The sequence below is a fragment of the Actinobacillus vicugnae genome, from assembly GCF_901687125.1.
GTDB lineage: Bacteria > Pseudomonadota > Gammaproteobacteria > Enterobacterales > Pasteurellaceae > Actinobacillus > Actinobacillus vicugnae.
This window is the reverse complement of sequence record NZ_CABFJY010000022.1, coordinates 120,436-137,100: the sequence shown is the minus strand read 5'-3', so window position 1 is coordinate 137,100 and position 16,665 is coordinate 120,436. Positions and strand designations below refer to the sequence as shown.

Here is a 16,665-nt window from a genome sequence, read left to right as displayed (position 1 = left end):
ATATCGTTAGCCTACCCAAACAAATTTTGCGATAAACAGTAGCGATACCACTGCAACTGACGGGTTGATTTCTTTCCAACGCCCTGTACACGCTTTCATGACACAGTATGAAATAAAGCCGAATGCGATACCTTCAGTGATTGAATAAGTAAACGGCATCATAGCGGTAGTGATAAATGCTGGCGTTGCTTCGGTTAAATCATCCCATTTCACTTCAATTAAACTTGAAGCCATTAAAATCCCTACAAATACTAAGGCGCCAGCGGTAGCGTAAGCAGGAACCACGCCAGCTAATGGCGAAAAGAAAATAGTTAGAAGAAATAAAATTCCTACTGTTACTGCAGTTAAACCTGTACGACCGCCAACCGATACACCAGAGCCACTTTCGATATAGGTACTGATTGCTGAGGTTCCCATAAATGAACCTACCATTGCAGCGCTACTATCCACTAATAACGCCTGTTTCATACGTGGGAAACGACCTTGTTCATCCGCAAAGCCTGCTTTGGTAGTGACCGCAATTAATGTACCTGATGAGTCAAATAGGTTTACTAACATAAATGAGAAAATAATCCCAAGTAAACCAATATCAAGTGCGCTAGCAATATCAACCTGACCAACTACCGCATCTAAACTTGGAGGCATAGACATTACACCGTTGAAGCTTACTGCTGGGTCAAAAATTAACGCTAATGCCGTTACCATTGCAATTGAGATTAATACGCCAGAGTGAATGCCTTTTGCAGCTAATATCACAATGATAAAGAAACCAAAAATACCCATTAACACTTTCGGATCGTGCAGATCACCCAATGCCACAAGCGTTGCAGGGTTGGCTACCACTAAGCCCATATTTTTAAAACCGATCAGGGCAATAAATAAGCCGATCCCAGCTCCAATACCCACACGCAAACCGAGTGGAATTGACGACATAAACCAGTAACGAATTTGTAAAATCGTTAATAAGAATAAGCCAACAGAACCTAAGAAGATCGCCCCCATCCCTACTTGCCATGAATAACCTAATTTTTGCACTACCACAAATGCAAAGAATGCGTTTAACCCCATTGCTGGTGCGAGCGCAATGGGAAGATTACTAAATAACCCCATTGCAATCGTACCGAATGCAGCAATTAAACAGGTGGTCACAAACACAACTTGTGTATCCATGCCTGCTACACCAAGAATAGAAGGATTTACAAATACGATATAAACCATGGTGAAGAAGGTGGTGATCCCCGCCACGATTTCCGTCTTGGCATTGGAACCTTTTGCAGATAATTGGAATAAACGTTCTAACATAACAACCTCAAATAGAAAAAGAAACCAAGAAACGATTCAATGTTTCATGGCGGATAAAATTAATATTCCAATACTAATTGGAGTAGCTGAACGGCTAAAAATGCGAGGCTGAATTTTTGTTCATCCGCAACAGACCAAAACTGTACTTCATTCTCTGATTTTGCTAATAACTGGCTAATTTGAAGGAGATTTTCTTCTTCATTTTCACCATTTTTAACAGGCGTTATCACATTTTTTTCATGGAACTGTATACCGCTTTGCTGTTTCCAACTTTCGCTAATAGTTTCAACATCTAATTGATATTCAGAATGTACGCTCACCATTTGTGAAATACCATAGAAAATAGGCACTTGCACCGAATGGAAGGTAGTAGAAGCGGTTAAATTTGGTAAAACTTTTGCAAGTTGTAATTCAAAAACACGAGAGAACGGTAGATGTTTTTCTTCGCCTTGTACATTGGCTGGTACACTATCAAAAGCGATACGTTCTGCATTTTCATCAAATGGAATGCCATTTAATAAACGAGCCGTTTGACCTGCAAGTTCTTTCACTTTTTCATCACCGAAATAAGCAGCAGGTAATAACGAGCTAACGAAAATATGGTTTAATGGCTGAGATAAGAAAGGTTTTAGCGCTAATACTAATTGCGAAATTTGTGGATTAGCAAGTGCAACGATATTACGCTCACGCAAGTTGGCAATTGCTTCATCATTCACACTTGGCACAACAACTGGCACGTTAGCAATTAGTGCAGTAAGCCCGTATAGATCAAGTACGATACAGCCCGCTTGTACCGCTTGCGCCAAGGTTTCAGCTTGTGCCATTTTGCCTGCGAAAAAAACATGGCTAAAATCAGCCCAATTTACTTCGTCTAGTGCAATTTGCTCAATCGCCCTACTTCCCATATAAAGTGATTGCTCTTCGCCAAATGGCTCAATTTCAACTACAGAAATATTGTCTAAGCGCAAATCACTCTCTGCTAATGCTTCAAGTAATTTTGATGACAGGGTAAAATCAGCTGCAATAGCTAAACGGATGTTCGATGTAAGTGAATCTGACATAATCGGCTTGCTCCTTTTTGATTCGTCAAGTTTGACGTAGCGCACACAAAAGCTGTAATTGTACATATTTTTAAGAGGAAAAACTAATGACTCCAGCGATAAATTTACTGAAAAAGCAAAAAATTGTTCATACCCTTCATCCTTATGAACATGATCCGAATAACACTAATTTCGGGCAAGAAGCGGTCGAAAAATTAGGCATTGATGCTAACCAAACGTTTAAAACCTTATTAGTGGCAGAAAATGGCGATCAAAAAAAGTTAGCCGTAATGATAGTCCCTGTTTCGCATACCTTGAATTTAAAGCGTGCAGCTAGCGCACTTGGTGTGAAAAAAGTGGAAATGGCGGATAAAGACATTGCTCAAAAAACCACTGGTTATTTATTGGGTGGAATCAGTCCGCTTGGTCAGAAAAAACGCCTAACCACCGTGATTGATAGCTCAGCACAACAATTTGCGACCATATTTGTTTCAGGTGGAAAACGAGGCTTAGATGTAGAGCTAGCTGTCCAAGATTTAGTTCAATTACTGAATGCAACTTTTGCTGATATTAAAGAATAGGCCACCTAAATAAGTGATCAAATTTGTAGAAAATTTTACAAAAACAAATAACAAAATTAATAACTTCTGAAAAGTTCCGCAAATCCAATGTAAATTTAAAGTGTGCAATTTCCAAGACTAAATTAGTATGGTATAGTTCGCACTTCATTATTTAGTAGCGTCTCATTCTCAATTAGCATGAGCTATTGAAATGATAGGCGAATATTATTCGTGTGGAACAAATGGCAAAACAGGACGCAGATTGTATAACACTAGATCTGTTCGCAACCGTGCCAAAAGTTGGGCGACCACGCACTAATCCGTTAAGTCGAGAACAACAAGTTCGAATTAATAAACGAAATCAGCTAAAACGAGATCGCTCGTCTGGGCTGAGACGTGTTGAATTAAAACTTCATTCAGACTTGGTACAGACTTTGGAAGAAGAAGCTTCCCAACGTGGGGTGACACGCGGACAGTTAATCGAAATTATTTTAAATGAGTATATCGGCAACAATTTCGCCGATTTAGAAAAATAGGTAAATTCAAATGGCAGTGGTAGGTTTATTCTACGGTAGCGATACTGGTAACACAGAAAATATTTCAAAAATGATTCAAAAGGAGCTTGGTGCAAATTTAGTCGATATTCGCGATATTGCGAAAAGCACCAAGGAAGATATTGAAGCGTACGACTTTTTACTATTAGGTATTCCAACTTGGTACTATGGCGAATCTCAAGCAGATTGGGATGATTTTATGCCAACTTTAAAAGAAATTGACTTTAGCGGTAAAGTTGTTGCTATTTTCGGTTGTGGCGACCAAGAAGATTACGCAGAATATTTCTGCGATGCGATGGGAACCATTCGTGACATTGTAGAACCAAATGGTGGAGTGATTGTGGGGCATTGGCCAACTGAAGGCTATAGTTTTGAAGTTTCACAAGCGTTAATTGATGAAAATACATTTGTTGGCTTATGTATCGATGAAGATCGCCAACCTGAATTAACCAGTGAGCGTGTTAGCCGTTGGTGTAAACAATTAACTGAAGAAATGTGCTTAGATCAATTAGCATAATCATTGGATAGACAAAGGGTGACAGTTATGTCTGAAGAGAATACAAAACTTCTTAAAAGCGTTGGCTTAAAAGTAACCGAGCCACGCTTAACCATTCTTGCGTTAATGCAACAACATCGTGATCAAATGCAGCATTTTTCTGCAGAAGATATTTACAAACTTTTATTAGAACAAGGTTCTGATATCGGTTTAGCAACCGTTTACCGTGTGTTAAATCAATTTGAAGAAGTGGGTATTTTACTTCGTCATAACTTTGATGCGAACAAAGCGGTATTTGAGCTTAATGTAGAACAAGAACACGATCATATTATTTGTATGGATTGCGGTAAGGTATTTGAATTTAAAGATCCAGATATCGAACGCCGTCAGCGTGAAATCAGCCAGCAACATGGTATGGAATTAGCGACACATAGCTTATACCTCTATGCTAAATGCAATGACATTGCGCACTGTGATTCATCAAAAGATAAAAAATAATGAATTGAATACAATAAATCTATAGATTTATTGTATTACGAGTAAATATACCGAAGGTTTTCAAGACCTTCGGTTTTATGCTATTTAAAGGAAGCTAAAAATTATCGGTAAGCGGTCATTTTTAGCCTATTTTTTGCAAAAGTAACAGCTTAAATTTATCGAGATTAATGCACGATATGATAGAAGAAAATACTTTAAACGCCGTACCAGCCAAGGTACGCCAACCTCGCAAAATTTCACCATTTTGGTTGTTGCCTATTGTTGCTTTTTTTATTGGTGGCCTATTGTTTTTCCAGATTTTAAAAGAGCGTGGAGAAATGATCACCATTCGCTTTAATGAAGGTGATGGCATTACTGCAGGTAAAACCATTATTCGCTATCAAGGTTTGCAAATTGGCCAGGTTAAAAAAGTATATTTCGTTGATGATCTAAAAAAAGTAGAAGTACAGGCAGAAATCAACCCAGAAGCAAAAAGTGTATTGCGTAATGACACAAAATTTTGGTTGGTTAAGCCAAGCGCCTCACTTGCAGGAGTATCTGGGTTAGATGCACTGGTTTCGGGTAACTACATTACGTTATTACCTGGTGAGGGCAAAAGCTCAAATGAATTTATTGCCGAAGAAGAGCCACCTGCGGTTACTGTAACTGATGGCGATTTACTGGTTCGTTTGATTTCGAATGATTTAGGTTCGATTACTGTGGGTGCAAGTGTTTATTTCCGTAAAGTACCTGTTGGTAGCATTGCTGATTACCGTTTTACCAATGATCAGAAAAAAGTGGAAATTGACGCAGTTATTGATAAAAAGTATGCGAATTTAGTTAAACAAAATTCACATTTCTGGAATATTAGCGGTATTAGTGCCGATGTTGGGCTGAGTGGTTTATCGGTAAATGTGGATAGCCTAGCCTCGGTAGTTCAAGGCGCAGTGGCATTTGATTCGCCTGATGATTCAGCACAAGCGGAGCAAGGACAAAAATTCCAACTTTATGAAAATTTAACTACGGCAAAACGTGGTACAGAAGTTAAAGTAACCTTACCGATGGTTTCAAACCTAAAAGTAAATGAAACGCCTGTGTTCTATCAAAATATGCAAATTGGGGTACTCTCTAATTTAGAAATTAATACACCACCCAAAGATAATACGGAAAAACAAACTGGAAACCACCAAGAAAAGGGTATGTTGAAAGGCATATTGTTGATCGATCCGAATCATACCGAATTGTTACGCCAAGACAGTAAAATTTTATTAAAAGAGCCGAAATTCAATCTGAATAAAGAGCAAATTAGTAAAATTGGAGAGCTTTTCCGTGGTATTTACTTTGATATTGAAGCCGGAAAAGGCGAGCCAAAACTAGAATTTGTGGTGCAAAAGGAAGCAGATTATCTGCTTTCGAATCCGCATTTATTAGCTTTAACTTTTACTGCTTCACAATCCTATAGTGTCGATCAAGGGCAAGGCATTTATTACAATGATGTGCAAATTGGTGAGTTACTAAAACGTAAATTAACCTTAGATGGCGTAACGTTCCAAGGCATCATTTATCCACCTTACCGCCATTTAGTGGCTGGAAATAGCAAATTTGTTGCAATTTCTAATTTAGATGTTTCAGTTGGTTTAGACGGAATGCGGGTGCAAGCTGGCGCACCGAGTGATTGGCTCAAAGGTGGTATTCGCTTATTGACGGGTAAAGCACAAGGCGAAGCGAAAAAGCAATATCCACTTTACAAAGATGTGGAAAGCGCAGAAGCAGGCATTGTTGATGCGCATAAAAAAACAACACTAACCTTATCAGCTAAAAATTTAGCAGGCATTGATAAAGGCTCAGTAGTGCTTTATCGCAATTTCCAAATTGGTGAAGTGCTAAAAGTGCGCCCGCAAAAAAATAGCTTTGAAGTGGACTTATTTATTGAGCCAAGTTATCGCCATTTACTGACTGAAAAAAGCCGCTTCTGGGTTGAGGCTGCAGTTTCTGCTGAGCTTTCAATGAAAGGGTTAAACTTACAAGCCGCACCGCTTATGCGAACGCTAAAAGGTGCGATTAGCTTTGATAATGGCGGTTCAAAAGGCGATAAAACCTTATATGCCAGCCAAGCCAAAGCGACTTCGGGCAATACGCGTATTACCTTGATTGCGAAAGATGCTTCCAAACTTTCACAAGGTATGGACATCAAATATATGGGCTTAGTGATCGGTCAGATTGAATCGCTTGAATTGCAAAATGCAAAAAAACAGATAAAAGCGACCGCTTATATTGATAGCCAATACTATGCGCTAGTAGCCAAAGAAGGCAGCCGATTCAGTGCGATTTCACCTGAAATAACGACTAGCGGTGTGAAAAATATTGATGCAGCATTGCAAAACTACATTAATGTAGAGGCTGGCACGGGTAATCGCAAAACGCAGTTTAGTTTAAACGACACCGATAATAATAGTACGACTTATGCAAATGGTTTCCCTGTAATTGTGGAGACCAGTGATGCACGAGGTATTGAAGTGGATGCGCCAGTGCTTTATCGAGGTATGCAAGTGGGAATCGTAAAACGCTTAAATTTAAGTGAATTGGGCGACCGAGTGATGATCCATTTGAGTATTGAGAATAAATATCAGCACTTAGTGCGTAATAACACAGAATTCTGGGCATCTTCAGGCTACACGATGGATGTTAGCTTACAAGGTGTGAGTATGAATTCAGGAACAATGTCTCAACTATTAAAAGGCGGGATTGCGTTCTCAACCCCTTCAGGCAGGGTGGTTCAGCCACAGGCGAAACCAAATCGCCATTTCTTATTACAACGTAAGATCCCACAAGAAGCGCCTGAATGGGATCAAGGAATCGCTGAATAATTTTCAGAATCAGGGGCAACATTTGCCCCGTTTTAAATTTCAAATTGGAGTATAAAATGCCTTTATTAGATAGCTTTAAAGTTGATCACACTCGTATGAATGCCCCTGCTGTGCGTGTGGCAAAAACAATGACAACCCCGAAAGGTGATACGATCACTGTATTCGATTTACGCTTCTGCCGTCCAAATATTGATATTTTACCTGTGCGTGGTATCCACACAATGGAACACTTATTCGCGGGCTTTATGCGTGATCACTTAAATAGCGCAAACGTAGAAATTATTGATATTTCACCAATGGGTTGCCGTACAGGTTTTTATATGTCATTAATCGGTACACCAAGCGAAGCCGAAGTCGTTTCAGCGTGGACTAAATCAATGGAAGATGCACTTAATAAAGTGCCAGATATGTCAAAAATTCCAGAGTTAAATGAATACCAATGTGGTTCTTACAAGGAGCATTCACTGGAAGAAGCACACCAAATTGCTCGTGATGTATTAGCGAAGGGCATTGGTGTAAATCGTAATGAAGATTTAGCGCTTGACGAAAAATTATTAAATCCATAATTGTTTTTAGGGGCGCAATAGGCGTCCCTTATTTTAGGAAAGCAAAAATGTTAAATAAAATTTTCAACTGGTTTGAGGCTCGCATTGAGACTTATCCAGAAGATGCCCCTAAAACCCCCAGAACGGGCATTATCCCGTTTATTTTTGAAGCAACAAAAGGTATGCGAAGCTACCTAGTTGTTTTAACTATTTTAGTAGCTGCAGTCGGTATTATTGAAGCAGTATTATTCCAATTTATGGGGGAATTAGTCGATTGGGTTGCCCAATATTCACCTACCAAACTTTGGGCAGAGAAAAGCAGTAATATTATTGGAATGTTTTTGGTTGCTTTACTCGGCATTCTTTTTGTATTTCTCGCAAGTAGTATCCGTTTTCAGTCATTACAAGGCGTATTTCCAATGCGCTTGCGTTGGAATTTCCACCGCTTAATGCTTGGACAAAGCATGGGATTTTACCAAGATGAATTTGCAGGACGCGTTTCTGCCAAAGTCATGCAAACCGCACTTGCTGTGCGTGATGTTGTGATGACTTGTGCAGATATGTTGGTTTATGTCGCAGTTTATCTTACGACTTCAAGTGTTATTTTATTGCAATTTGATGGCTGGTTATTTGTGCCATTTATCTTGTGGATAATTGCACTAGCAGTGACCATTCGTATCTTTGTGCCAAAACTTGCTGAAGCCGCCCAAGAACAATCAGATGCGCGTAGTTTAATGACAGGAAGAATTACTGATGCTTATTCAAATATTGCAACAGTAAAACTGTTCTCGCACGGCAATCGTGAATCAGCCTATGCCAAAGAATCTATGCAGGAGTTTATGGTAACAGTGCATAAACAAATGCGTTTAGTTACCGTGATAGAAACGCTGACTAATGCAATGAGTATTGGGTTAATTGTGGCAACTGCAGGGATCGGCTTATGGCTATGGAGCGTAGAACTAGTTACAGCGGGTGCAATTGCTACTTCAACAGCACTTGCGCTACGCATTAAAGGTTTATCACAATGGATTATGTGGGAATTTGCCCGTTTATTCGAAAATCTAGGCACAGTACAAGACGGGATGCAGACCCTATCTAAACCTCATACCGTGGTGGATAAGGCTAATGCGAAACCGCTTGAAGTAACAAAAGGTGAAATCAAATTTGAGCATGTTAATTTTGCCTATGATCCGAAAAAGCCATTGCTGAAAGATTTTGAATTAACCATTAAAGCAGGTGAAAAAGTCGGCTTAGTTGGGCGAAGCGGTGCAGGTAAATCTACACTTACCAACTTATTATTGCGTTTTTACGATATTCAAGACGGTGCTATCACGATTGACGGACAAAATGTGCGTGACATTACCCAAGAGAGCCTTCGCTCGCAAATAGGTTTAGTGACGCAAGATACCTCGTTATTACATCGTTCAGTACGTGAAAACTTGCTTTACGGTCGCCCGCAGGCAAGCGAGGCGGAAATGTTAAAAGCGATTGAAAAAGCCGCTGCCGCAGAATTTATCCCGAATTTGCAAGATGCAAAAGGCAGAACAGGGCTAGATGCGCATGTTGGTGAGCGAGGCGTGAAGCTTTCAGGCGGTCAACGCCAGCGTATTGCGATTGCACGAGTGATGTTAAAAGATGCACCAATTTTATTACTGGACGAAGCAACCAGTGCGCTAGATTCAGAAGTAGAAGCGGCAATTCAAGAAAACTTAACTGAACTAATGAATGGCAAAACTGTGGTCGCTATTGCCCACCGACTTTCAACCATTATGGCAATGGACAGACTCATTGTGCTTGATAAAGGTGAAATTGTCGAACAAGGTAGCCATGAAGAATTACTGGCACAAAATGGTGTATACGCCAAACTTTGGGCACACCAAAGTGGTGGTTTCTTAGCGGATGATATTCACTAAGTTCTCACCTATGACAAGCGGTCAAATTTGTAGGAAATTTCGCAAATCTGACCGCTTACTCTTTCAAGAATGACTATTCCCACAAAAAATACATAATACGCACCTTAAATTTTTAAGGTCATAAGCCCAATAATAGGAGAGATAATGAACGCTACATCAATCGCACCTTTAACCAGTGAAGAATTTGAATTACTGGATGAGCTACTATTTTCGTATGCTAATAAAGGTGATGAAGAAGCGATTTTATTAAACGTTTCAGAATTAGATGGTTTTTTAACCGCTATTTTATCTTCAGTAAATATACCAGCCATGACGGATTGGCTACCGATTTTATTTAATCACGATGTGCCTGATTTAGAAGATAAACGTTCAAAACAATTTATTGAACTCGTTTCTCGCCACTACAACAACCTTGCGCAAACCTTATTAAATGACAAAAAAGAGTATCATCCTATTTTTTGGGAAGAGCGCGTCGGTCGCCGTAAACTGGTGGTAGTTTCACCTTGGTGTGGTGGTTATATTGTTGGCACAATGGTGGCGAATTGGCAAAATTTATCTGAACAAATTCAACCACATTTTGCTTTTATTGAACAGCATGCTAAATCTAGTTATGCCGAGCAACTACCTCCACTTGAAGAACAACGTAAAATTGAAAAAGCAATCCGTGATGCATCGCTTGCGATTTTTGAGCAAGTCAATCAAGATGCGCCACTTTTAGAAAAACCACAGCCATATGTAAAGCAAAAGAAAGTAGGCGTAAATGAGCCCTGCCCGTGCGGAAGTGGTAAAAAATACAAAAAATGTTGCATGAATAAATGATCTCTCACCGCACCTTGTAAAAGGTGCGGTTATTTTTTGCAAAAAATTAGCTAAATTTGCCCGCTTGTCTTAGAATGCCATCTATATTTGCAGAGGAGAAAACTGATGAAATCAATCAATATTGCGCTAGCTGGTGCGGGGTATTCAAGCCGTGTTTTTCACATTCCTTTTTTTAAACAAGACCCTCGTTTTCAAATTGTGAAAGTATTTGAACGCACATCAAACAATGCCCAACAGTGGTTGCCTGATGTAGAAATTGTACGTAGTTTTGATGCATTATTGAGTAATGAAATTGATTTAGTGTTGATTACCACCCCAAATCAAACTCATTACGATATGGTGAAAAGTGCATTGTTGGCAGGTAAACATGTGCTAGTGGAAAAACCATTGGTGGCAACCTCGGCACAAGCGCAGGAGCTCGCTCAACTTGCGAAACAATGCGAACGGGTGTTGTATGTTTATCAAAATCGCCGTTGGGATAGCAATATTGCCACTGCAAAAGAAATTATCTCGCAAAACCTATTAGGTGAAATTGTAGATTGTGAAATTCGTTTTGAACGCTATGCCAAAGAAAAGAATGCTAAAGCATGGAAAGAAGCAGGCGATCGTGGCACAGGACTCGTGTACGATTTAGGCGTCCATTTGATTGACCAAACAGTCTATCTATTTGGCAAACCACAAGCCGTGTTTGCCGATATTCGTTATCAGCATGATAATGCCTTAGTGGATGATAATTTTGACTTACATCTTTACTACGCAAATGGCTTAAAAGTGGCGCTTCAAGCCTCAAAATATGCTAGAGAACCAAGCTTCGCTTTTGCATTACATGGCAAAAATGGTTCTTACATGAAAAAGAATGTCGATAGCCAAGAATCGCATTTAAGTAAAGGTGTCAGCCCTGTTGGGAATTGGTATGCCGAGCCAGAAACAGAATGGGGCATATTGCATACTGAGATTGATGGCGAAGTCGTACGCAAACCGTATCCAAATGTTAAAGCCAGCTATCAAAATCTAATTGATGATTTATACCAAACGCTTACCCAAGGTAGCGCCCCCCTAGTAAAACTCACCGAAGTAGCGCTCGTGTTACAAATTATCGAAGCTGCGTTTGAAAGTGCCGAAAAGGGACAGAAAATCCCCCTTTAATTGAAAGGGACAAGCGGTCAAATTTGGGCTGAAATTTGTAATGTATAAAACCACAGAATAGAGAAACCAACTATTCTGTGGTTTTTATTTGAACACTTATCTGTTATCTACAATATTTATATCAAAAAATGTAAGATTTATTTATAGATTGTGACTTATAAAAGCAATTAATTAATAGATTTAAGGATATTTTATGCAACAACTTATCGTTCAGAATTTAGTGATTGGGTTTGGTAAAGCGGGAAAAACTTTAGCCGCAGATTTAGCTAAAGCGGGGCAATCCGTGATTTTGGTTGAGCAAAGTGAAGCAATGTATGGCGGAACTTGCATTAATATTGGTTGTATTCCTTCTAAAAAACTCTTAGTTGAAGGGCAAAAAGGGCAAAATATTGCGGATAAACCACAACTATTTAGCCAATCTATGACCGCCAAAAATGGTTTAATTGAGAAATTAAGAGCCGCAAATTTTGCGAAGTTAGCCAATCTTGAAAATGTGCGTATTATTACTGCAAAAGCTAGCTTTAAAGATGAACATACGTTATGGCTAAGCGGAGCAGAGGGCGAATTTGAAGTGCGAGCTGATAAAATTTTTATTAATACAGGTGCAAGTTCAAATCGCTTAAGCATTGAAGGTGCATCGGGCGCACGAATTTATGACAGTACTGATATTCTCTCTTTAACAGAACGCCCAGATCGTTTAGTAATTGTGGGAGGCGGTTATATTTCATTGGAATTTGCCTTTATGTATCAAGCATTTGGTAGTCAAGTAACTATTTTAGAACAGGGTGAGATTTTCTTAGAGAGAGAAGATCGTGATATGGCAGAAGCCATGTTAGATGTACTGAATCGTAAAGGTATCCAAGTGCATTTAGGTGTAAAAGTCGAACGTTTTATTGAAAATGCAGAAGCGACTACAGTACAAACCAATCAGGGTGAATTTATGGCTGATGCGGTGTTGGTAGCGATTGGACGTCATGCTAATACGGAAGGTTTAAAACTTGAAAATGCAGGCATTGAGTTAAATACACGAGGCGCAATTGTGACTGACGAAAAATTGCGTGTAGCGGGTAAATCTCATATTTGGGCAATGGGTGATGTGGCAGGTTCGGCACAATTTACCTATATCTCACTAGACGATTATCGTATTGTGCGAGATCAGTTATTCGCAGAAGGTAAGCGTAGCCGTGATGATCGTGTGCAATTTCCTACTGCAGTTTTTACAGAGCCTCCATTTGCGCATATCGGCTTGACTGAAAGTGCTGCTCAACAATCAGGGCGCAATATTATTGTTAAAAAAATGAAAGCCGAGGCAATTCCAAAGGCGAAAGTATTGGCTCAAACAGATGGCTTATTGAAAGCGGTGATTGATGCGGATACAGACGAAATTTTAGGCGTAACATTGTTCTGTGCTGAGGCACATGAAATCATTAATCTATTTAAAATGGCAATCGACTACAACATTCCAGCGAGCTATATAAAAAATCAGATCTTTACTCACCCAACGATGATCGAAGGTTTAAACGATTTATTTGCTTGATATTTAAGCATTATAGCTTTTAATAAGCGGTCAAATTTCTCTTGAATTTTGCAAAATTTTCGGAAATTTGGCCGCTTGTTTTTTAAATCGGCGCAAAGCACTTGATCTCTCTAGCTAACTCACCTAAATTTATATATCTTTGTATATAAAAAAGACAAATGGTAAAAAAGCGTGTAAATTTAACCGCTTACAATAAATAATTATTGAATAATTTTGCATATTTATGCAAAATAGCGTTATTCAGATGTACAGGACATTTTTCAATAAGATTTAAGCAGCAAAAGGAACACAATATGGCACTTTGGGGTGGACGTTTTAAACAAGAAGCTGACGCAAAATTTAAATTTTTCAACGACTCATTACGTTTTGACTACCGTTTAGCATTACAAGATATTGATGGCTCAATCGGTTGGGCGAAAGCCATTACTTCGGTAGGCATTTTAACCGAGCAAGAATATCAACAATTAGTGGTTGCACTCAAAGAACTACGAGCAGAAATTGAGCCAAATATTGCGATTATTTTACGTGATGATGCGGAAGATATTCACAGTTGGGTGGAGTCAAAACTGATCGAAAAAGTAGGTGATTTAGGCAAAAAATTACACACAGGACGAAGCCGTAACGACCAAGTTGCGGTCGACATGAAAATGTGGTGTAAGGTGCAAGCGGTTGTTTTACAAGAGCGTATTCGCAACTTGCAACATAAATTGGTAGAAACTGCCGAAGCAAATCAAAATGCAGTTATGCCAGGTTATACCCATTTACAACGTGCACAGCCAATTACTTTTGCTCATTGGTGTATGGCGTATTATGAAATGTTAGAACGTGATTTCAACCGTTTAACTGATGCTTATAAACGTATGCATACTTGCCCATTAGGCTCAGGCGCATTAGCAGGTACAGCCTATTCAATCGATCGTGATGCGTTAGCGCAAGATCTTGGTTTTACTATTGGTACACGCAACAGTTTAGATTCGGTATCAGATCGAGATCATGTCTTGGAGCTACTTTCTATCGCTTCAATCAGTATGGTGCATTTATCTCGTTTTGCCGAAGATCTGATTTTCTTCAATAGCGGTGAATCTGCATTCTTAGAATTATCAGACCGTGTAACTTCTGGTTCATCATTAATGCCACAAAAGAAAAACCCAGATGCGTGTGAGTTAATCCGTGGTAAATCAGGACGTGTATTCGGTGCATTATCAGGATTATTAACTACGCTCAAAGGCTTACCGCTGGCGTATAACAAAGATATGCAAGAAGATAAGGAAGGCATTTTTGATGCCATGGAAACGTGGCAGGCTTGTTTAGAAATCGGGGCATTAGTGCTTGAAGACATTAATGTAAACGTAGAACGTACCCGTGAAGCAGCACAACAAGGCTACTCAAACGCAACAGAGTTGGCGGATTACTTAGTAGCGAAAGGCATTCCATTCCGTGAAGCACATCATATTGTAGGCGAAGCGGTGGTTTATGCAATCAGCAAACGTGCGCCATTAGAAGCGTTGAATGTGGCAGAATTCAAGCAATTCCATTCAGTGATTGATGAAGATGTTTATCCGATTCTTTCTTTAGCATCTTGCTTAGAAAAACGTAGTGCAAAAGGTGGGGTAAACCCAGAACGTGTACGTGAAGCAATTGAAGCAGCTAAACAAAATTTAGGTGCATAAATAAAACCAAGCGGTCTAATTTCGTCATTTTTTGCAAAATTAGACCGCTTGTCTACTTTTAGATACGGCTACCGTGTTCTACTTTTACATGGCTTGCGTGGTTAATTTCTTGGTTATTGTAATCCGATTTAAATCCCTTTAAATAAACTCGAATATGATTTTCACGAGCGGTAATATTAGCAAAATCTTCAATCAGTTCTAGGACATCTGAAGCGATATAAGAGGTGCGGGAGGCATCAATAATCACTTTGGAATTTGGGCGGATATTTTTTAGCGTCTTTTTAATGGCTGCTTTGTTCAAAAATGAAACTTCTTCTGACAATTGCATTTTAATGTAATTCGCATCTGCTAATTCTTCACGACTTAAATAATAAGCTCTTTTCATATTGCCCTGTAGAATAAACAAAATACTTATCACCAATCCCAATCCAACGCCTTTAAGTAAATCAAAAGCGACCACAGCAACAGCAGTTGTGACAAATGGAATAAATTGATAAACGCCTTTATGCCAAAAATGTTTGAAAATAGTTGGACGAGCCAATTTATAACCGACCAAAATTAACACGGCAGAAAGCGTGGCAAGTGGAATCTGATTCAAAATACTCGGGATCACCAATACACAAACTAACAGCAAAATACCGTGGATCACACTGGATAATTTATGAGTTGCCCCTGCATTCGCATTGGCGGATGAGCGAACGATCACCGCCGTGATTGGCAAACCGCCTAATACTGCTGAAACGACATTTCCTACGCCTTGTGCACGCAATTCTTGATTGGTATCGGTGATTCTTCGTTTGCAATCTAACCGATCTGCCGCTTCAATCGAAAGTAGCGTTTCAATTGAAGCAACCACTGCCATTGTAGCACCAGTGATCCAAACGATAGGCGAAGTAAAACCACTAAAATCAGGTAATACGATCAAATGGGACATTTCTTGCCAATTATGAGCAATAGGCAACTGTACTAATTGTGAACTTGGAATGGCTAAATGGCTACTGATAGCAATAAAAAGTTGATTCACACCAATGCTGACTATTACTGCAACAAGTGCTGAGGGTAACATTTTCAACTTTTTCAAACGTGCTGAACTGTCCCAGGCTAACATAATAAACAACGAAATAAGTGTAATCAGTAATGCCCCCAAATGAATATTTAAATGGCTTTGGGTAAGTTCAGCAAAAACGTGTTTATTACCGAGCGCATAAGGCAATTGTGAAACAATAATCAGAATACCAATGCCCGCAAGCATTCCTTCAATCACTGCAACGGGAATATAATTAGTAATACTGCCTGCTCTTAGAAATCCTAGTATCAATTGTAGTGCGCCAGCTACGATGCCTGCACACAAAAAGAGTTCGAAACTACCTAATTGATTAATTGTGGCCAATACAATCGCCACCAACCCAGCCGCAGGTCCCGCAACGCTAATATGCGATGTACTTAGCAAGCCAATTACAATACCGCCAATCACTCCTGAAATAATTCCTGACAATGGTGGGGCGCCCGATGCAAGTGCAATCCCTAAACATAAAGGCAAAGCAACTAAAAATACGACTAAACCAGAGGAAAAATTTTGCTTGAACAACCGTTCTCTATTTTTTTCAGAAATCATTGCGAATACCACTTTATTACTTATTTTAATGAAATTATTTTGATCAAATCCGCTGTTTTGAGCAAACAGCTTAAAAGCTATTTTATACCTCATTCTTTAGATAAACTTTGGTTTATGTCAGAGA

Annotated in this window: 14 protein-coding genes; 11 read left to right on the top strand and 3 right to left on the bottom strand. The window is 39.3% G+C overall.

What is annotated here, in order from left to right:
• Positions 1 to 6: 6 nt before the first annotated feature.
• On the bottom strand, positions 7 to 1,302 hold the full coding sequence (locus F8M47_RS06600; RefSeq protein WP_150539340.1) for an NCS2 family permease: 1,296 nt from the start codon (positions 1,300 to 1,302) through the stop codon (positions 7 to 9).
• Between the two features lie 59 nt (positions 1,303 to 1,361).
• Complete coding sequence (locus tag F8M47_RS06595; RefSeq protein WP_150539339.1) at positions 1,362 to 2,363, bottom strand: oxidoreductase; 1,002 nt, start codon at positions 2,361 to 2,363, stop codon at positions 1,362 to 1,364.
• An 86-nt stretch (positions 2,364 to 2,449) separates the two neighbouring features.
• Between F8M47_RS06595 and ybaK the strand changes: the two genes are divergently transcribed.
• The 11 genes from ybaK to argH all read left to right on the top strand — a co-directional run bounded on the left by ybaK (position 2,450) and on the right by argH (position 14,926).
• The gene (gene ybaK / locus F8M47_RS06590) at positions 2,450 to 2,923 is read left to right on the top strand and encodes a Cys-tRNA(Pro)/Cys-tRNA(Cys) deacylase YbaK (RefSeq protein ID WP_150539338.1); all 474 of its coding nucleotides are present in this window, start codon (positions 2,450 to 2,452) and stop codon (positions 2,921 to 2,923) included.
• Between the two features lie 221 nt (positions 2,924 to 3,144).
• Positions 3,145 to 3,438 carry a LexA regulated protein gene (gene ybfE / locus F8M47_RS06585; RefSeq protein ID WP_150539337.1) on the top strand — a complete coding sequence of 98 codons (294 nt, stop codon included), beginning with the start codon at positions 3,145 to 3,147 and terminating at the stop codon, positions 3,436 to 3,438.
• 10 nt (positions 3,439 to 3,448) lie between these two features.
• Positions 3,449 to 3,973 (top strand): flavodoxin FldA, encoded by a 525-nt coding sequence (gene fldA, locus F8M47_RS06580; RefSeq protein WP_150539336.1) that lies wholly within the window; start codon positions 3,449 to 3,451, stop codon positions 3,971 to 3,973.
• 27 nt (positions 3,974 to 4,000) lie between these two features.
• A complete protein-coding gene (fur, locus tag F8M47_RS06575) occupies positions 4,001 to 4,450 on the top strand; it encodes a ferric iron uptake transcriptional regulator (protein WP_014990964.1) in 450 nt (149 codons plus the stop codon).
• 176 nt (positions 4,451 to 4,626) lie between these two features.
• Positions 4,627 to 7,296: a PqiB family protein gene (locus tag F8M47_RS06570; protein ID WP_150539390.1), complete on the top strand. Its 2,670-nt coding sequence runs from the start codon at positions 4,627 to 4,629 to the stop codon at positions 7,294 to 7,296.
• Positions 7,297 to 7,352: 56 nt separating this feature from the next.
• Complete coding sequence (gene luxS, locus F8M47_RS06565; protein ID WP_150539335.1) at positions 7,353 to 7,862, top strand: S-ribosylhomocysteine lyase; 510 nt, start codon at positions 7,353 to 7,355, stop codon at positions 7,860 to 7,862.
• 47 nt (positions 7,863 to 7,909) lie between these two features.
• Complete coding sequence (locus F8M47_RS06560) at positions 7,910 to 9,754, top strand: ABC transporter ATP-binding protein (RefSeq protein ID WP_150539334.1); 1,845 nt, start codon at positions 7,910 to 7,912, stop codon at positions 9,752 to 9,754.
• Between the two features lie 144 nt (positions 9,755 to 9,898).
• Positions 9,899 to 10,573, top strand: coding sequence for a UPF0149 family protein (locus F8M47_RS06555; protein ID WP_150539333.1), 675 nt, complete (start codon positions 9,899 to 9,901; stop codon positions 10,571 to 10,573).
• Positions 10,574 to 10,678: 105 nt separating this feature from the next.
• Positions 10,679 to 11,719, top strand: a complete 1,041-nt coding sequence (locus F8M47_RS06550) for a Gfo/Idh/MocA family oxidoreductase (RefSeq protein ID WP_167509603.1) — start codon at positions 10,679 to 10,681, stop codon at positions 11,717 to 11,719.
• Positions 11,720 to 11,912: 193 nt separating this feature from the next.
• A complete protein-coding gene (locus F8M47_RS06545; RefSeq protein WP_150539332.1) occupies positions 11,913 to 13,256 on the top strand; it encodes an FAD-dependent oxidoreductase in 1,344 nt (447 codons plus the stop codon).
• Positions 13,257 to 13,549: 293 nt separating this feature from the next.
• Complete coding sequence (gene argH, locus F8M47_RS06540; RefSeq protein WP_150539331.1) at positions 13,550 to 14,926, top strand: argininosuccinate lyase; 1,377 nt, start codon at positions 13,550 to 13,552, stop codon at positions 14,924 to 14,926.
• A gap of 58 nt (positions 14,927 to 14,984) precedes the next feature.
• Here argH and F8M47_RS06535 read toward each other — a convergent pair whose 3' ends face one another.
• The gene (locus F8M47_RS06535) at positions 14,985 to 16,541 is read right to left on the bottom strand and encodes a SulP family inorganic anion transporter (protein WP_150539330.1); all 1,557 of its coding nucleotides are present in this window, start codon (positions 16,539 to 16,541) and stop codon (positions 14,985 to 14,987) included.
• Between the last annotated feature and the right edge of the window lie 124 nt (positions 16,542 to 16,665).